This is a genomic window from Streptomyces sp. NPDC049915 (assembly GCF_040656475.1).
Lineage (GTDB): Bacteria > Actinomycetota > Actinomycetes > Streptomycetales > Streptomycetaceae > Streptomyces.
In genome coordinates this window covers 407,033-422,062 of sequence record NZ_JBFAMH010000005.1, presented here as the reverse complement: position 1 = coordinate 422,062, position 15,030 = coordinate 407,033, and the positions used below count along the sequence as shown (strand labels likewise).

General features: G+C 73.1%; 15 protein-coding genes. 10 read left to right on the top strand and 5 right to left on the bottom strand.

The window, feature by feature from the left end:
- Positions 1-91: 91 nt before the first annotated feature.
- Together AB0J12_RS11760 and AB0J12_RS11755 are read right to left on the bottom strand one after the other, a co-directional pair.
- A complete protein-coding gene (locus AB0J12_RS11760) occupies positions 92-223 on the bottom strand; it encodes an LPFR motif small protein (RefSeq protein ID WP_363264092.1) in 132 nt (43 codons plus the stop codon).
- A 102-nt stretch (positions 224-325) separates the two neighbouring features.
- Complete coding sequence (locus AB0J12_RS11755) at positions 326-1,126, bottom strand: hypothetical protein (protein WP_363264091.1); 801 nt, start codon at positions 1,124-1,126, stop codon at positions 326-328.
- A gap of 187 nt (positions 1,127-1,313) precedes the next feature.
- Here AB0J12_RS11755 and AB0J12_RS11750 point away from each other — a divergent pair, with 187 nt between their 5' ends.
- Both AB0J12_RS11750 and AB0J12_RS11745 read left to right on the top strand, forming a co-directional pair.
- Positions 1,314-2,273, top strand: a complete 960-nt coding sequence (locus AB0J12_RS11750) for a GlxA family transcriptional regulator (protein WP_363264090.1) — start codon at positions 1,314-1,316, stop codon at positions 2,271-2,273.
- Between the two features lie 11 nt (positions 2,274-2,284).
- On the top strand, positions 2,285-2,920 hold the full coding sequence (locus tag AB0J12_RS11745; protein ID WP_363264089.1) for a DJ-1/PfpI family protein: 636 nt from the start codon (positions 2,285-2,287) through the stop codon (positions 2,918-2,920).
- Here AB0J12_RS11745 and AB0J12_RS11740 read toward each other — a convergent pair.
- Positions 2,907-3,656 (bottom strand): enoyl-CoA hydratase/isomerase family protein, encoded by a 750-nt coding sequence (locus AB0J12_RS11740; protein ID WP_363264088.1) that lies wholly within the window; start codon positions 3,654-3,656, stop codon positions 2,907-2,909. The genes AB0J12_RS11745 and AB0J12_RS11740 overlap by 14 nt on opposite strands.
- Positions 3,657-3,992: 336 nt before the next feature.
- On the opposite strand from AB0J12_RS11740, the gene AB0J12_RS11735 reads away from it, so the two are divergent.
- On the top strand, positions 3,993-4,502 hold the full coding sequence (locus AB0J12_RS11735) for an ATP-binding protein (RefSeq protein WP_363264180.1): 510 nt from the start codon (positions 3,993-3,995) through the stop codon (positions 4,500-4,502).
- A gap of 49 nt (positions 4,503-4,551) precedes the next feature.
- On the opposite strand, the gene idi is transcribed toward AB0J12_RS11735, so the two are convergent.
- Both idi and AB0J12_RS11725 read right to left on the bottom strand, forming a co-directional pair.
- A complete protein-coding gene (gene idi / locus AB0J12_RS11730) occupies positions 4,552-5,148 on the bottom strand; it encodes an isopentenyl-diphosphate Delta-isomerase (protein WP_363264087.1) in 597 nt (198 codons plus the stop codon).
- Between the two features lie 209 nt (positions 5,149-5,357).
- Positions 5,358-6,302, bottom strand: a complete 945-nt coding sequence (locus AB0J12_RS11725; protein ID WP_363264086.1) for a cation diffusion facilitator family transporter — start codon at positions 6,300-6,302, stop codon at positions 5,358-5,360.
- A gap of 1,421 nt (positions 6,303-7,723) precedes the next feature.
- Between AB0J12_RS11725 and AB0J12_RS11720 the strand changes: the two genes are divergently transcribed.
- From AB0J12_RS11720 to AB0J12_RS11690, 7 genes are all read left to right on the top strand, one after another.
- Positions 7,724-9,562, top strand: a complete 1,839-nt coding sequence (locus AB0J12_RS11720; protein WP_363264085.1) for a DUF5941 domain-containing protein — start codon at positions 7,724-7,726, stop codon at positions 9,560-9,562.
- Positions 9,559-10,311: a phosphocholine cytidylyltransferase family protein gene (locus AB0J12_RS11715; RefSeq protein WP_363264084.1), complete on the top strand. Its 753-nt coding sequence runs from the start codon at positions 9,559-9,561 to the stop codon at positions 10,309-10,311. Before AB0J12_RS11720 ends, AB0J12_RS11715 begins: the two co-directional genes overlap by 4 nt.
- Positions 10,299-11,360: an iron-containing alcohol dehydrogenase family protein gene (locus tag AB0J12_RS11710; RefSeq protein WP_363264083.1), complete on the top strand. Its 1,062-nt coding sequence runs from the start codon at positions 10,299-10,301 to the stop codon at positions 11,358-11,360. Before AB0J12_RS11715 ends, AB0J12_RS11710 begins: the two co-directional genes overlap by 13 nt.
- Positions 11,338-12,117, top strand: coding sequence for a CDP-alcohol phosphatidyltransferase family protein (locus tag AB0J12_RS11705; protein ID WP_363264082.1), 780 nt, complete (start codon positions 11,338-11,340; stop codon positions 12,115-12,117). The genes AB0J12_RS11710 and AB0J12_RS11705 overlap by 23 nt, the downstream gene beginning before the upstream one ends.
- Entirely contained in the window at positions 12,114-12,998 is an 885-nt protein-coding gene (locus AB0J12_RS11700; RefSeq protein ID WP_363264081.1) for a glycosyltransferase, read from the top strand. Before AB0J12_RS11705 ends, AB0J12_RS11700 begins: the two co-directional genes overlap by 4 nt.
- Before the next feature lie 103 nt (positions 12,999-13,101).
- Positions 13,102-14,031, top strand: coding sequence for an ABC transporter permease (locus AB0J12_RS11695; RefSeq protein WP_363264080.1), 930 nt, complete (start codon positions 13,102-13,104; stop codon positions 14,029-14,031).
- A complete protein-coding gene (locus AB0J12_RS11690; RefSeq protein ID WP_363264079.1) occupies positions 14,024-14,812 on the top strand; it encodes an ABC transporter ATP-binding protein in 789 nt (262 codons plus the stop codon). Before AB0J12_RS11695 ends, AB0J12_RS11690 begins: the two co-directional genes overlap by 8 nt.
- Positions 14,813-15,030: the final 218 nt, after the last annotated feature.

Sequence of the window (15,030 nt, the reverse complement as noted above, 5' to 3'; positions counted from 1 at the left end):
CGGGGCGGGAACGCGGACGGCGGGGCGGCCGGGGCGGCTGGGGCGGGAGGGCGGTGGTCAGCGTGTCACCGGCCCGCCCCGCCCCCTGGGCTCAGGCCCCATGTCCTCGGGCCGTGCTCGAGGCGCCGCCGAACAGGCGGGCCACCGCGCGGAACGGCAGGGTCACCACCGTGGCCACCGCCGAGCCGGTCTGGCGCAGAACGTCTGCGATCGCACGCAACACGTGGATCCCCTTTGTTCGTCCGGGTTGCTGTCCCGGACCGGGTACCGCGCCGCTGTGCTCCCATGCCCGGGCCGGCGGCTCGGCACTCGCCGGACCAGGGGCTCAGCCCTTGCCGACCAGGTCCGCCGGGAAGGCCCCCGCGAGGGCGGCGGTGCGGGCGAAGGTGCCGGCGAGGTCCGTGAGCCGCGCGACGTCCTCCGCGCCCAGGTGCTCGTACGGCGCCCGGTCCAGCCGGTCCGTCTGCTCCTCGATGTCCGCGCGCAGCGCCACGCCCTGCTCGGTCAGTTCCCCCGACGCGTCGAGCAGACCGCGCTCGCGCAGCCGCGCCCGGGCCGCGTCCCAGTCCGCGCGCGTCCAGCCGCGTGTGGTGAACACCCAGGCCGGGGTCATGCCTTTGCCCGTCGCGGTGTGCGTCACCAGGGCCTCGAGACCGTCCAGCTCGGCCGCCAGCAGTACGGCGAGGTGCCCGTCGCCCCGGTGCTCGCGCAGCAGCGTCGCCGCCTGCCAGAACGCCAGGTGCGGCTCCTCGGGCACCGGCAGGTCGGCGTGGGCGGAGTACAGCGGCCGCCCGGGGCGGGAACAGGCCTGCGCGGCCCGCAGCGCCAGCCGTGCCGCCTCGGCCATCTCCTTTGACGCGATCGCCTCCTCGCCCAGCAGGCGGCGCAGCGATCCGTCGACGGCACGCGTGCGTGCCGCGAGCACATCGGCCGGCGCGGCCGTCGCCCACACCGCGGGCACGTGCTCGGCGACCAGGCCGTACCGGTAGTTGTAGAAGGCCGCGGCGACGGTGCCGGCGCCCACCGGCCCGAGCGCCGCCGACCGGACGGCGAAGTTGACCGCGCGGGGGTGCGTGATCCCCAGCGCGCCGAGTTCCTTGCCCAGTTCGGGCGCGAAGTAGTGCATGGCGTGCAGCGTGTTGAGCGCGTTGTGGCAGCGGCGGCCGGCGCGAGGACGGCGGTAGTCATGCGCGCACGTTACCGACCGGTCGGTATCTCCTCCAGTCCCCGGACCTCACTCACCGCCCGCGATGGCAGAAAAGGTGGGAAATTCGTCGTTGCCGCCATCACGCGGCTCCCGAAGAATCGTCGGCATGGCGCAGCGAACCGTTCTCTTCGTGCTCTTCGACGGCGTGCAGAGCCTCGACGTCACCGGCCCCCTGGAGGTCTTCACCGGCGCGGAGAAACAGACCCCGGGCAGCTACCGCCTGCGTACGGCCTCCCCGGGGCGCGCCCCCGTGCGCACCTCCAGCGGCCTGCTCCTCGTACCGGACGAGGCGCTGGAGGACACGCCCGACCCGCACACCCTGCTCGTCCCCGGCGGGCAGGGCACCCGCAGCCCCGACCCGCACCTGGTCGACTGGCTGCGCCGGCACGGACCGCGTGCGCAGCGGGTGGTCTCGGTGTGCACCGGCGCGATCCTGCTCGCCCGGGCGGGACTGCTGGACGGCCGGCGCGCCACCACGCACTGGGCATACTGCGACAAGCTCGCCCGGGACCACCCCGCCGTCCAGGTCGACCCCGACCCCATCTACGTCCGCGACGGACACGTGAGCACGTCCGCCGGCGTCACCTCCGGCATCGACCTCTCGCTCGCCCTGGTCGAGGAGGACCTCGGCCGGGACGCGGCGCTCACCATCGCCCGCCACCTGGTCGTCTTCCTGCGCAGGCCCGGCAACCAGGCGCAGTTCAGCGCCCAGCTCGCCGCGCAGACCGCCTCCCGCGAGCCGCTGCGTGAAGTCCAGCAGTGGATCACCGAACACCCGGACGACGACCTCGGCGTGGAGGCGCTCGCGGCGCGCGCCCGGCTCTCGCCGCGTCACTTCACGCGCGCGTTCCGGGCCGAGACCGGCACGACACCCGGCCGGTACGTCGACCGGGTCCGCCTGGAACACGCCCGCCGCTTGCTGGAGGACACCGGCGACGGCGTGGAGGAGGTCGCCCGGGCCAGCGGCTACGGCACCCCGGAGGCCATGCGACGCGCCTTCGTCAAGGCCCTCGGCGCCTCCCCGGCGGAGTACCGCCGCCGCTTCCGCCCCGCCCCCACCCGTTGAGAGGGACCCTCATGCAGATCGCCATGGTCGTCTACGACCGCTTCACCGCCCTCGACGTCGTCGGGCCCTACGAGATCCTCAGCCGCCTGCCGGACGCGCACGTCGACTTCGTCGCCGAGGAACCGGGCGCCGTCCGCACCGACACCGGATTCCTCGCCGTCACCGCCGACCGGGCCCTGCGGGAGGTGCCCAGCCCCGACATCGTGGTGTTGGCGGGCGGCCCCGGCACCTTCGCGCAGGCGGAGAACGAGGCCCTGGCCGAGTGGCTGCGCACGGCCGACGCGACGAGCACCTGGACGACCTCCGTGTGCTCCGGGTCGCTGCTGGTGGGCGCCGCCGGCCTGCTGCGCGGCCGGCGCGCCACGAGCCACTGGGCCGCGCTGGACCTGCTGCGGCAGTACGGCGCCGAGCCCACCGGGCAGCGGGTGGTCTTCGACGGCAAGTACGTCACCGCCGCCGGGGTCTCCTCCGGCATCGACATGGCGCTCGCCCTGGTCGGCCGGATCGCCGGCGACGAGCACGCCCAGGCAGTGCAACTGCTGACCGAGTACGACCCGCAGCCGCCCTACGACGCGGGGTCGCCCGAGAAGGCGCCCGCGCACCTCGTCGAGGAGTTCCGCACCGCGAGCCGGTTCAGTCTGACGTAGTCCAGGTGAAGCGCGGCGCGCGGCGCTCCAGGAACGCGGCGACGCCCTCCGTGGTGTCGCCGCTGCCGCGCGCCTGCCGCGCCCAGTGGTCCTCGCGGTCGGTGCGGCCGTTCGCGAACTCCTTGGCGGCGGCCTGCGTGAGCTGCGAGCGGGCGGCCAGGACGCGGGTGAACTCGGCGACCCGCTTGTCCAGTTCCCCCTCGGGCAGCAGTTCGTCGACCAGGCCGGTGCGCAGGGCCCGTTCGGCGTCGATCAACTCACCGGAGAACAGCAGGTACTTCGTGGTCGCCGGGCCGACCAGCGCGGTCAGCCGGCGGGTGGCGGAGGCCGGGTAGACGATCCCGAGCTTCGCTGGGGTCACCCCGAACAGCGCTCCCTGCTCCGCGAACCGCAGATCGCAGGCCGCCGCCAGCTGGGCGCCGCCGCCCACGCAGTGGCCCCGCACCGCGGCCAGCGTCGGCTTGGGAAACGCGGCCAGGGCCTCCTCGGCGAGTACCGCCAGGCGCTGGGCCTCCTCGGGGGAGCCCTGGAGCGTGGAGATGTCGGCGCCCGCGCAGAAGGTGCCGCCCTCGCCGGTCAGCACCAGGACGCGCACGTCCGGATCGGCGGCCAGGGTGTCCAGCAGCGGCGGCAGCGCCTGCCACATCGCCGCCGTCATGGCGTTGCGCTTGGCCGGATGGCGGATGACGACGGTGGCGACCGCGTCGGTGACGCTGTGCAGCAGCTCGGGCTCCATGGGCCGGATGCTATCGGCGCCGCCGGACCCCCGGGCGGCGCCGGGAGTGAGACCGCCCACCGACGGAAGGTGAAACGTCCCACGCTGGGCGAAGACGACCGGGGGACGGCCGACGCCGGACCGGACGCAACGGTTCCCACCGAACCCGTACAACCCGAAGAGTTCCGGAAGGCGGCACGACGTCGACACGAGCAGTCCCACATCTGACCGTGTCATACGCCAACGGTCACGAACGCTCGATATGTGCCTACTTCTGGTCAGGTGTGCGGAGGGGAGCGACGCGTTCTCAACACTCGACGTGTGGTGACAATCGAGCGCAAGGGTGGCGACCGGACGATGGACGATCAAGGGCGCGGGTCCGCCCCACGCCCCGCGGGCGGCGCGGAGGCCCCCGCCGACCCGGCGAGACGGGGCCCGCTGCCGTACGAGGGCGTGTGGCGGTTCACCGCCCCCGCTGTCGACGCCTCCGTACCGCAGGCCCGGCACGCCGTGCGGGACCTGCTGTACCGCCAGGGCGTCCCGGTCTCCTCCGACCTGCTGCAGGGACTGCTGCTGATCGTCTCGGAGCTGGTGACCAACGCCGTCCGGCACGCGGCGCTGCTGTCGCCGATGCTCGCCGTGGAGGTGGCGGTCGGCGCCGAATGGGTGCGGGTGTCCGTGGAGGACAACCACCCTTACCGCCCCACCGCCCTGGAGGCCGACCACGGGCAGCTCGGCGGGCGCGGGCTGCTGCTGGTCCGCGAGATCACGCGCGAGGCGGGAGGGGTGTGCGAAGTGGAGCACACCGCGAGCGGCGGCAAGGTGATCTGGGCGGCCCTGCCGCTCGCGCCCGCGCGCGTGCCGTAACGTGCCTCGACCGGCCCGGCGGCCTGCGCCCACCGGACCGGGGCGGCGCTCACCAGCCCGCGCCCGGGCCCGTCAGCTCCCTGATCGCCGGGCGCGCCGCGTCCAGGACGGTCATGAACCAAGCGGAGAACGTGTCCCGCGCGTGGCGCTCGGCCAGCTCGGCGGCGGTCACGAAGGCCGTCGCGCCGACCTCCTCCGGGTCCGGACGCAGCGCGGACTGCACGAGCCCGACGAACAAGTGGTTGTACTCCTGCTCCACCAGGCCCGATGCCGGGTCCGGGTGGTTGTAGCGCACCGTGCCGGCCTCGGCGAGCAGTGACGGGGACACGCCGAGCTCCTCGTGGGTGCGCCGGGCGGCGGCGGCGAAGGGCGCCTCACCGGGGTAGGGGTGGCCGCAGCAGGTGTTCGACCAGACGCCCGGGGAGTGGTACTTGCCCAGCGCCCGCTGCTGGAGCAGCAGCCGGCCGGTCTCGTCGAAGAGGAACACGGAGAACGCCCGGTGCAGCTGCCCGGGAGCCTGATGGGCGGCGAGCTTTTCCTCGGTGCCGATCGTCACGCCGTTCTCGTCGACCAGTTCCAGCAAAATCGCGTCCGCGGCGCCGTTCGACGACGAGGTGCGCGTCGCAGTGGCAGGTGTGATCGGCATACCCATCCTTCGCATCGTCCTACGGCCCCAGTCTGCCGTACGCATCCGGCACTCCCGGCGCTTGGCGGCGCGCCCGCATGTCCCGCGCCGACGCGGACCGCGGCCGTGGCCGTCCGGTCACCGGAAGGGGGCCCGGTGGTTGATGTTGCCCGGGGCGACGACTGCGGAACCGTCCTTTCCGGGTGAGCGGGAGGTGACGGCGGGGGCGCTCAGTGGCACAGATGCGCTTCGTGCTCCGCGTGGCCGCCCGGCTCCAGCTGGAAGGTGCAGTGCTCGACGTCGAAGTGGCCGCCGAGGCACTCCTGCAGCTCGTGCAGCATCTTCTCGTGGCCGATCGCGCTGAGGACCTCGGTGCTGACCACGACGTGCGCGGACAGCACCGGCAGGCCGGAGGTGATCGTCCAGGCGTGCAGGTCATGGACGTCCTCCACGCCGTCCAGGGCCAGGATGTGCATCCGCACCTCCGCCATGTCCACGCCCTTCGGCGCCGACTCCAGCAGCACGTCCAGGGTCTCGCGCAGCAGCTTGACGGTCCGCGGGACGATCATCACGGCGATGACCAGGGAGGCGATCGGGTCGGCGGCCTGCCAGCCGGTGAGCAGGATCACGCCCGCGGCGATGATCACCGCGACCGAGCCGAGCGCGTCCGCTGCGACCTCGAGGAAGGCGCCACGCACGTTGAGGCTCTCCGCCTGGCCGCGCATCAGCAGCACGAGCGAGACGCTGTTGGCGACGAGGCCGACCAGACCGAAGACGATGGTCAGGCCGCCCTCGGTGGCGGCGGGGGTGACGAAGCGCTGGATCGCCTCGATGAGCACGTAGCCGCCCACGCCGAGCAACAGCAGACAGTTGGCGAGCGCGGCGAGGATCTCGGCGCGGGCCAGGCCGAAGGTGCGGCGCTCGCTCGGCGGACGGTTCGCGAAGTGGATCGCCAGCAGGGCCATGCCGAGCCCGAGGGCGTCGGTGGCCATGTGCGCGGCGTCGGCGACCAGCGCGAGGGAGTCGGCCAGCAGGCCGCCGACGATCTCGACCACCATCACGGTGAGCGTGATCCCCAGCGCGGCGCGCAGCCGCCCGCGGTACGCCGCGGTGGCCGTCCCGGCGGTGTGCGCATGCCCGCCGTGACCGTGCGCGTGGTCGTGCCCAGCCCCCATGAAACTCCTCCTGTTGAACGCCCGGGCCCCCAGTCAACTACGGGTGGGGGGTATCGGGCAACGCGGCATTGAACACCGTTGTCATGTGCCCTGACCTGCACAAACGAACCCCAGGTCAGGACGTTGCGGGCTGCTCCGCCGGGGGAGCGGGCTGCGGGCGCCGGGGGTGTCGAGCCCGGCGGGGGAGGGACCGGGTCAGGGTGGTGGGGGCGGCTCTGTAGGGGGGAGGGCTGCGGCGGGCTGGGGGCCGCGCGAGCCCGGCGGGGGGAGGGACCAGGGCAGGGCGTTGCGGGTTGCTCCGCCGGGGGCGGGTTGCGGCGCGCACCGGTGGCCGCGCGAGCCCGGCGGGCCAGGGGCGGTCGGGGATCGGGTGAGGTGGGCGACGCGCGGGCCGGGCTCCGCGGTCCGCGTCGGGGGGCGGGCCGGTGGGGAGAGGGACGGTGGCCGGCGCCGATTGCTCGGCCAGCGAGACACCGGGCCGCCAGACCCAGCCCCACCGCCCCGGGAGCGGACGGCATGGTCCTCGGCACGCGGGCCCCCACGGCCCTGGCCTGCCGCCCGCCGCCTGGCGCGTGGCTCCCGCCCCGCCGGGCAGGCGCCCCGTGGTCCCGGCCCGCCACCCGGTGTGCGGCTTCCGCCCCCTGCATGCCGCCGAGCGGCCTCGCCCTGCCATCAGGCGGGCGGTTCCGCCCACAGTGCATGGGGTCCTGTGGACCCGGGGCCGCCGCCCGGGGCCGCGCCCGGTGCGGCTTACGCCCCGCCCTGCATCCCGCCGGGCGGCCCCGCCCTGCATCCCGCCGGGCGGCCTCGCCCTGCCATCAGGCGGGCGGTTCCGGCTCCGCCGTGCATGCGGTCCCGTGGGCCTGGGACCGCCGCCTGGTGCTGCTCCCGGCCTGCCCTGCACGCCGCCGGACCGGCCTCTTCCGCCACCCGGCGTGTGCCTCGCGCCCCCCCCGCTACGGGGTCCCGCCTCTTGGCGCCGCGCGAGGCCCGCTCCACCTCGGCCCCCCGTGTCCATCGCCGAGATACAGGAGACGAGGCCCTGCCCAGGCCCCGGCTCAGGCGCCCGGCCCAGGCTCCGGCCCGCTCCCGGCCAGCTGCCACGCCGGTCTCCCGGGCAGCCGCCACGCCGGACAGGGACACAGCGCCCCCGAGAGCCCCGCAGAGCCGCCCGCCGGTATGTCCCCCGATGCGGCCTCTGTCGGGGGCGGTTTGTGGGGTGGGGGTGTGATCACCGATGATGACCGCGGCAAAGGGCGGTGCAGTCCGCGTCGAGCAGGTGTTTAACGGGCGGTGAACACGCGCTTCGCGGCATCCGATAGCCTCTGCCGACATGCCGCCCGCCTGGTGCAGCCAGCGGCGCCCCCCCACCATGCACACGACCGGCGCCCGACGCGCCGGTGTCCAGGGAGTGAGTTCGGTTGCCGACCGCCATCCTCACCGGCCAGCCGGTCCCCGGAGCGTCGATCGAGGACGACCTGCGGGCGCTGGGCTTCGAGGTGCGACTCGCCGCCGACGCCGCCGACGCCGAGTCCCTGCTCGCCGCGGTCCCCGGTGACCAGCGCGTCGCCGTCGTCGACACCCGTTTCGTCGGCCACCTGCACGCCCTGCGCCTCGGCCTGACCGACCCCCGCTTCCCGCTCGCCGCGATCCCCGGTGCCGTCACCGCCCGGCCCACCGGCCGCCAGGCCCTCACTCGGGCGATGGCCCGGGAGACCTCCGCGTCCGGCGACACCCAGGGCACCACCCACACCGCCGTCGCCGGTCTCGCCGACCGCGTCACCGCCGCCCTCGACGCCGAGGGCACCGACGTCCACCGCCCCGCGCTCGGCAGCCTCGTCGCGGCCGTACCGGACGACCCGCAGGCCCGTAACGAGGCCCGGCAGGCCGTCGCCGCCGTCGACGAGGAGGCCGTACGCCTGAAGTCGGCCGTGAAGGCCGGCGACGGCTTCTTCACGACCTTCTTCATCAGCCCGTACTCGCGCTACCTCGCCCGCTGGTGCGCCCGGCGCGGACTCACCCCGAACCAGGTCACCACCGCCTCCCTGCTCACCGCCCTGATCGCCGCCGGCTGCGCGGCCACCGGCACCCGCGGCGGCTTCGTCGCGGCCGCCGTCCTGCTCATCGCCTCGTTCGTGCTCGACTGCACCGACGGCCAGCTCGCCCGCTACTCCCTGCAGTACTCCACGCTCGGCGCCTGGCTGGACGCCACCTTCGACCGGGCCAAGGAGTACGCCTACTACGCCGGGCTCGCCCTCGGCGCGGCCCGCGGCGGCGACGACGTATGGGCGCTGGCGCTCGGTGCGATGATCCTGCAGACCGGCCGGCACATGGTCGACTTCGCCTTCCACGAGGCCACCGACGACGCGGTCCCCGCCACGGCCGGAGCCGGGCCGGCCGGGCCCGCCGCCCCCACCGACCGGCTCGACGGCGTCGGCTGGACGCTGTGGGTGCGCCGCATGATCATCCTGCCCATCGGCGAGCGGTGGGCCATGATCGCGGTCCTCACCGCCGCGACCACCCCGCGCATCACCTTCTACGCCCTGCTCATCGGCTGCGCCTTCGCCTCCGTCTACACCACGGCCGGCCGGGTGCTGCGGTCCCTGGCCCGCAGGAGCCGGCGCCGCACCGACCGCGCGGCGCGCTCGCTCGCGGACCTGGCCGACTCCGGGCCGCTCGCCCTCGGCCTCGCCCGTGTGCTGCCGGGGCGGCTGCCCGGCTTCGCCGTCCCCGCCGCGGCCCTGCTGGGCGGCGCGGCGGTCGTGGCCGTCTCGGCGCTGACCGGCTACGGCAGCGTGTGGCCCGCCCTCGCGGCCGCCGGCTACGTCCTGACCTCCGCGCTCGCCGTCGCCCGCCCGCTCACCGGCCCGCTCGACTGGCTCGTCCCCCCGCTGTTCCGCGCCGCCGAATACGTCACCGTGCTCGCGCTGGCCGCGAAAGCCGACGTGAACGGGGCACTTCCGGCGGCTTTCGGGCTGGTGGCGGCCGTCGCCTACCATCACTACGACACGGTGTACCGCATCCGCGGCGACGCCGGCGCGCCCCCTGCCTGGCTGGTGCGCGTCACCGGGGGACAGGAGGGGCGGACGCTGCTCGTCGCCGTACTGGCCGCGCTGCTCACCGCCTCGCAGTTCAAGGTCGCGCTCACGGCTCTGGCCGTGATCATCGCCCTGCTGGTGCTCGTCGAGAGCATCCGCTTCTGGGTGTCCGCCCATCAGGGCGGCGCACCCGCCGTACACGACGAAGGAGAATCCGCATGATCGGCCTCGTGCTGGCGGCCGGCGCCGGACGGCGTCTGCGCCCCTACACCGACACCCTGCCCAAGGCGCTGGTGCCGGTCGGGCCCGAGGGCGCCGAGGACAGCCTCACCGTCCTGGACCTCACCCTCGGCAACTTCGCCGAGGTGGGGCTCACCGAGGTCGCGGTCATCGTCGGCTACCGCAAGGAGGCCGTGTACGAGCGCCGGGAGGCCCTGGAGGCCAAGTACGGCCTGAAGATCACCCTGATCGACAACGACAAGGCCGAGGAGTGGAACAACGCCTACTCCCTGTGGTGCGGCCGTGACGCCCTCAAGGACGGCGTGATCCTCGCCAACGGCGACACCGTGCACCCGGTCTCCGTCGAGAAGACCCTGCTCGCGGCCCGCGGCGAGGGCAAGAAGATCATCCTCGCCCTGGACACCGTGAAGTCCCTCGCCGACGAGGAGATGAAGGTCGTCGTCGACCCCGCCAAGGGCGTCCAGAAGATCACCAAGCTGATGGACCCGGCCGAGGCGACCGGCGAGTACATCGGCGTCACCCTCATCGAGGGCGACGCGGCCGCCGAGCTGGCCGACGCGCTGAAGGCCACCTTCGAGCGCGACCCGCAGCTGTACTACGAGGACGGCTACCAGGAGCTCGTCAACCGCGGCTTCCAGATCGACGTGGCGCCGATCGGCGACGTCAAGTGGGTCGAGATCGACAACCACGACGACCTCGCCAAGGGGCGTGTGATCGCGTGCCAGTACTGACCCGGCTGATCCCCACCCCGGTCGTCGTGGACATCCGCCCGGGTGCCCTCGACGACCTGGCGGGCGTCCTCGCCGACGAGCGGATCTCGCACTCCGGGCGGCTCGCCGTCGCCGTCAGCAACGGCTCCGGCGCCCGGCTGCGCGAGCGCATCGCGCCCACCCTGCCCGGCGCCACCTGGTACGAGGTCGGCGGCGGCACCCTGGACGACGCGATCCGGCTGGCCGGCGACATGAAGGCGGGCCGCTACGACGCGGTCGTCGGCCTCGGTGGCGGCAAGATCATCGACTGCGCCAAGTTCGCCGCGGCACGCGTCGGCCTGCCGCTGGTCGCCGTGCCGACCAACCTCGCGCACGACGGCCTGTGCTCCCCGGTCGCCACCCTCGACAACGACGCCGGCCGCGGCTCCTACGGTGTGCCGAACCCGATCGCGGTCGTCATCGACCTGGACGTCATCCGCGACGCCCCGGCCCGCTTCGTGCGCTCCGGCATCGGCGACGCCATCTCCAACATCTCCGCCATCGCGGACTGGGAGCTGGCCAACCGGGTCAACGGCGAGAAGATCGACGGCCTGGCCGCGGCCATGGCCCGGCAGGCGGGCGAGGCGGTGCTGCGCCACCCCGGCGGCATCGGCGACAACGACTTCCTGCAGGTGCTCGCCGAGGCGCTGGTCCTCAGCGGCATCGCCATGTCCGTCTCGGGCGACTCGCGGCCGTCCTCCGGCGCCTGCCACGAGATCAACCACGCCTTCGACCTGCTCTACCCCAAGCGGGCCGCCAGCCACGGCGAGCAGTGCGGTCTCGGCGCGAGCTTCGCGATGTACCTGCGCGGCGCGCACGAGGCGTCGGCCCACATGGCCCAGGTGCTGCGCCGGCACGGGCTGCCGGTGCTGCCCGCCGAGATCGGCTTCACGACCGAGGAGTTCGTCAAGGTCGTGGAGTTCGCCCCGGAGACCCGGCCCGGCCGCTACACGATCCTCGAACACCTCGACCTCACGACCGAACAGATCAAGGACGTCTACGCCGACTATGTCAAGGCCATCGGTAGCTGAACTCCGCCCGGTCGTGCACCCCGCCGGGGTCAAGGACCGGCGCAGCGGTGAGCACTGGGCGGGCCGCCTCTACATGCGTGAGGTGTCCCTGCGGATCGACCGCTACCTGGTGAACACCAGGGTCACCCCCAACCAGCTCACCTACCTGATGACCGTCTGCGGCGTGCTCGCGGCCCCGGCGCTGCTGGTGCCCGGGATCCCCGGCGCGGTCCTCGGCGTGGTGGCGGTCCAGCTGTACCTGCTGCTGGACTGCGTCGACGGCGAGATCGCCCGCTGGAAGCAGCAGTACTCCCTCGGCGGGGTCTACCTGGACCGGGTCGGCGCCTACCTCACCGACGCCGCCGTGCTGGCCGGCCTCGGGCTGCGCGCCGCCGACCTGTTCGGCAGCGGCCGTATCGACTGGCTGTGGGCGTTCCTCGGCACCCTCGCCGCGCTCGGCGCGATCCTGATCAAGGCCGAGACCGACCTGGTCGGCGTCGCCCGCCATCAGGCAGGGCTGCCGCCGGTCAAGGAGGCGGCATCCGAGCCGCGCTCCTCCGGGATGGCGCTGGCCCGCAAGGCCGCCGCGGCGCTGAAGTTCCACCGGCTGATCCTCGGCATCGAGGCGTCCCTGCTGATCCTTGTGCTGGCGATCGTCGACCAGGCCCGCGGCGACCTGTTCTTCACCCGCCTCGGCACCGCCGTGCTCGCCGGGATCGCGCTGCTGCAGACCGTGCTGCACCTGGTGTCCGTCCTCGCCTCCAGCAGGTTGAAATGAGCGCCTCACTGAAGGTCGGCGCGGTCGTTATCACCATGGGCAACCGCCCCGACGAGCTGCGCGCGCTGCTCGACTCGGTCGCCAAGCAGGACGGCGACCGGGTCGAGGTGGTCGTCGTCGGCAACGGCTCGCCGGTACCGGACGTCCCCGCGGGCGCGCGCACCATCGAGCTGCCGGAGAACCTCGGCATCCCCGGCGGCCGCAACGTCGGCATCGAGGCGTTCGGGCCCGGCGGCCGGGACGTCGACATCCTGCTCTTCCTCGACGACGACGGTCTGCTCGCCCGCACCGACACCGCCGAGCTGTGCCGCCAGGCGTTCGCCGACGACGAGAAGCTCGGCATCATCAGCTTCCGCATCGCCGACCCGGACACCGGCGTCACCCAGCGCCGCCACGTGCCGCGGCTGCGCGCCTCGGACCCGATGCGCTCCTCGCGGGTCACCACCTTCCTGGGCGGCGCCAACGCCGTCCGTACGCGGGTCTTCGCCGAGGTCGGCGTGTTGCCGGACGCGTTCTTCTACGCCCATGAGGAGACCGACCTGGCCTGGCGGGCCCTGGACGCGGGCTGGATGATCGACTACCGGTCCGACATGGTGCTGTACCACCCGACGACCGCACCCTCGCGGCACGCGGTCTACCACCGCATGGTCGCCCGCAACCGCGTCTGGCTGGCCCGCCGCAACCTGCCCGCCGCCCTCGTCCCGGTCTATCTCGGGGTCTGGCTGCTGCTCACGCTGGCCCGCCGTCCCTCCCGGTCCGCGCTGAAGGCCTGGTTCGGCGGCTTCCGCGAGGGCTGGGCCACCGCGTGCGGTCCCCGCCGGCCCATGCGGTGGCGTACCGTGTGGCGGCTGACCCGGCTGGGCCGGCCCCCCATCATCTGAGAAGCTCGTTCCCGACGGCACGCCGACGGGCCCGACCCCTGGCCCCCGGCGCGTGCCCAGCCCGCACAGGCTGCGCATCGAAACGAAGACGAAAGTTTCCACTGTGAGTGAGACAACGCACGATGGCGGAGTCGCGGTGAGCGCGGCCCCGTCGCCCGACGAGGGCCTCACGGCGGCGCAGCTCGCCGCCCGGCACGGGCTGGCCGTGAGCGGCGCCCGTCCTTCGCTGCCGAGTTACGTCCGTCAGCTGTGGGGCCGGCGCCACTTCATCATGGCCTTCTCCTCGGCGAAGCTGACCGCCCAGTACAGCCAGGCCAAGCTGGGCCAGCTGTGGCAGGTGGCCACGCCGCTGCTGAACGCGGCCGTGTACTACATGATCTTCGGGCTCATCCTGAAGGCCAACAGGGGCATGGAGCGCGAGGTGTACGTGCCGTTCCTGGTCACGGGCATCTTCGTCTTCACCTTCACGCAGAACTCGGTGATGGCCGGCGTCCGCGCGATCTCCGGGAACCTAGGCCTGGTGCGGGCGCTGCACTTCCCGCGCGCCTCGCTGCCGATCTCGTTCTCGCTCCAGCAGCTCCAGCAGTTGCTCTTCTCGATGATCGTGCTGTTCGTCTTCGCGATCGGGTTCGGCAGCTACCCGGACATGTCCTGGCTGCTGATCATTCCCATACTCCTGCTGCAGTTCTGCTTCAACACCGGGCTGTCGCTGATCATGGCGCGGGCCGGTGCCAAGACCCCGGACCTCGCCCAGCTCATGCCGTTCATCATGCGCACCTGGATGTACGCGTCGGGCGTGATGTTCTCCATCCCGGTCATGCTGGCCGACAAGCCGGCGTGGATCGCCACGGTGCTCCAGTGGAACCCGACCGCGATCTACATGGATCTGATGCGCTTCGCGCTCATCGACGGCTACGGCGCGGGCAACCTGCCCGACCACGTCTGGGCGGCGGCCGGCGGCTGGGCCCTGCTGTTCGCGGTGGGCGGCTTCGTGTACTTCTGGAAGGCGGAGGAGAGGTACGGCCGTGGCTGAGCAACAGGGCACCGAACGCGTCCCGACGGTGATCGCGGACGGCGTGCACATCGTCTACCGCGTCAATGGCGCCAAGGGCGGCAAGGGCAGCGCGACCGCCGCCCTCAGCCGGATACTCAAGCGGCGCTCCGGCGAGGAGGAGCGGGGCGTGCGCAAGGTGCACGCCGTGCGCGGCGTGTCGTTCGTCGCCTACAAGGGCGAGGCCATCGGCCTGATCGGCTCCAACGGCTCCGGCAAGTCGACCCTCCTGCGCGCCATCGCCGGGCTGCTGCCCTGCGAGCGCGGCCGGGTCTACACCGACGGCCAGCCCTCGCTGCTGGGTGTGAACGCGGCGCTGATGAACGACCTGACCGGCGAGCGCAACGTCATCCTCGGCGGCCTGGCCATGGGCATGTCCCGCGAGGAGATCAAGGCCCGCTACCAGGACATCGTCGACTTCTCCGGCATCAACGAGAAGGGCGACTTCATCACCCTGCCGATGCGCACGTACTCCTCCGGCATGGCCGCGCGTCTGCGGTTCTCCATCGCGGCCGCCAAGGACCACGACGTGCTGATGATCGACGAGGCGCTGGCCACCGGTGACGCGAAGTTCCAGAAGCGCTCCGAGGCGCGCATCCGGGAGCTGCGCAAGGAGGCCGGCACGGTGTTTCTGGTCAGTCACAGCAACAAGTCCATCCGCGACACATGCGACCGGGTGCTGTGGCTGGAACGCGGCGAGCTGCGCATGGACGGGCCCACCGAAGAGGTCCTCAAGGAGTACGAGAAGTTCACGGGCAAGTGACCCGCTGAGCGCAGGGCCCCGCCGGACCGGCTCCGGCGGGGCCCTCTCTTGTGCAAAGGAAGCGTCAACTCCGGCCGCTCCAAGGAATCTTGGCTTCAATCGGTGTGTTCTTGTGATGCGCAGGACACCCCGGAGATCCTTGCGGCGTTGTACAACGTAAGCTGGAGCGGTCCCCAAAGGCGGCAAGTGGGGAGATAGTGCGCGACACCCTCCGCCGG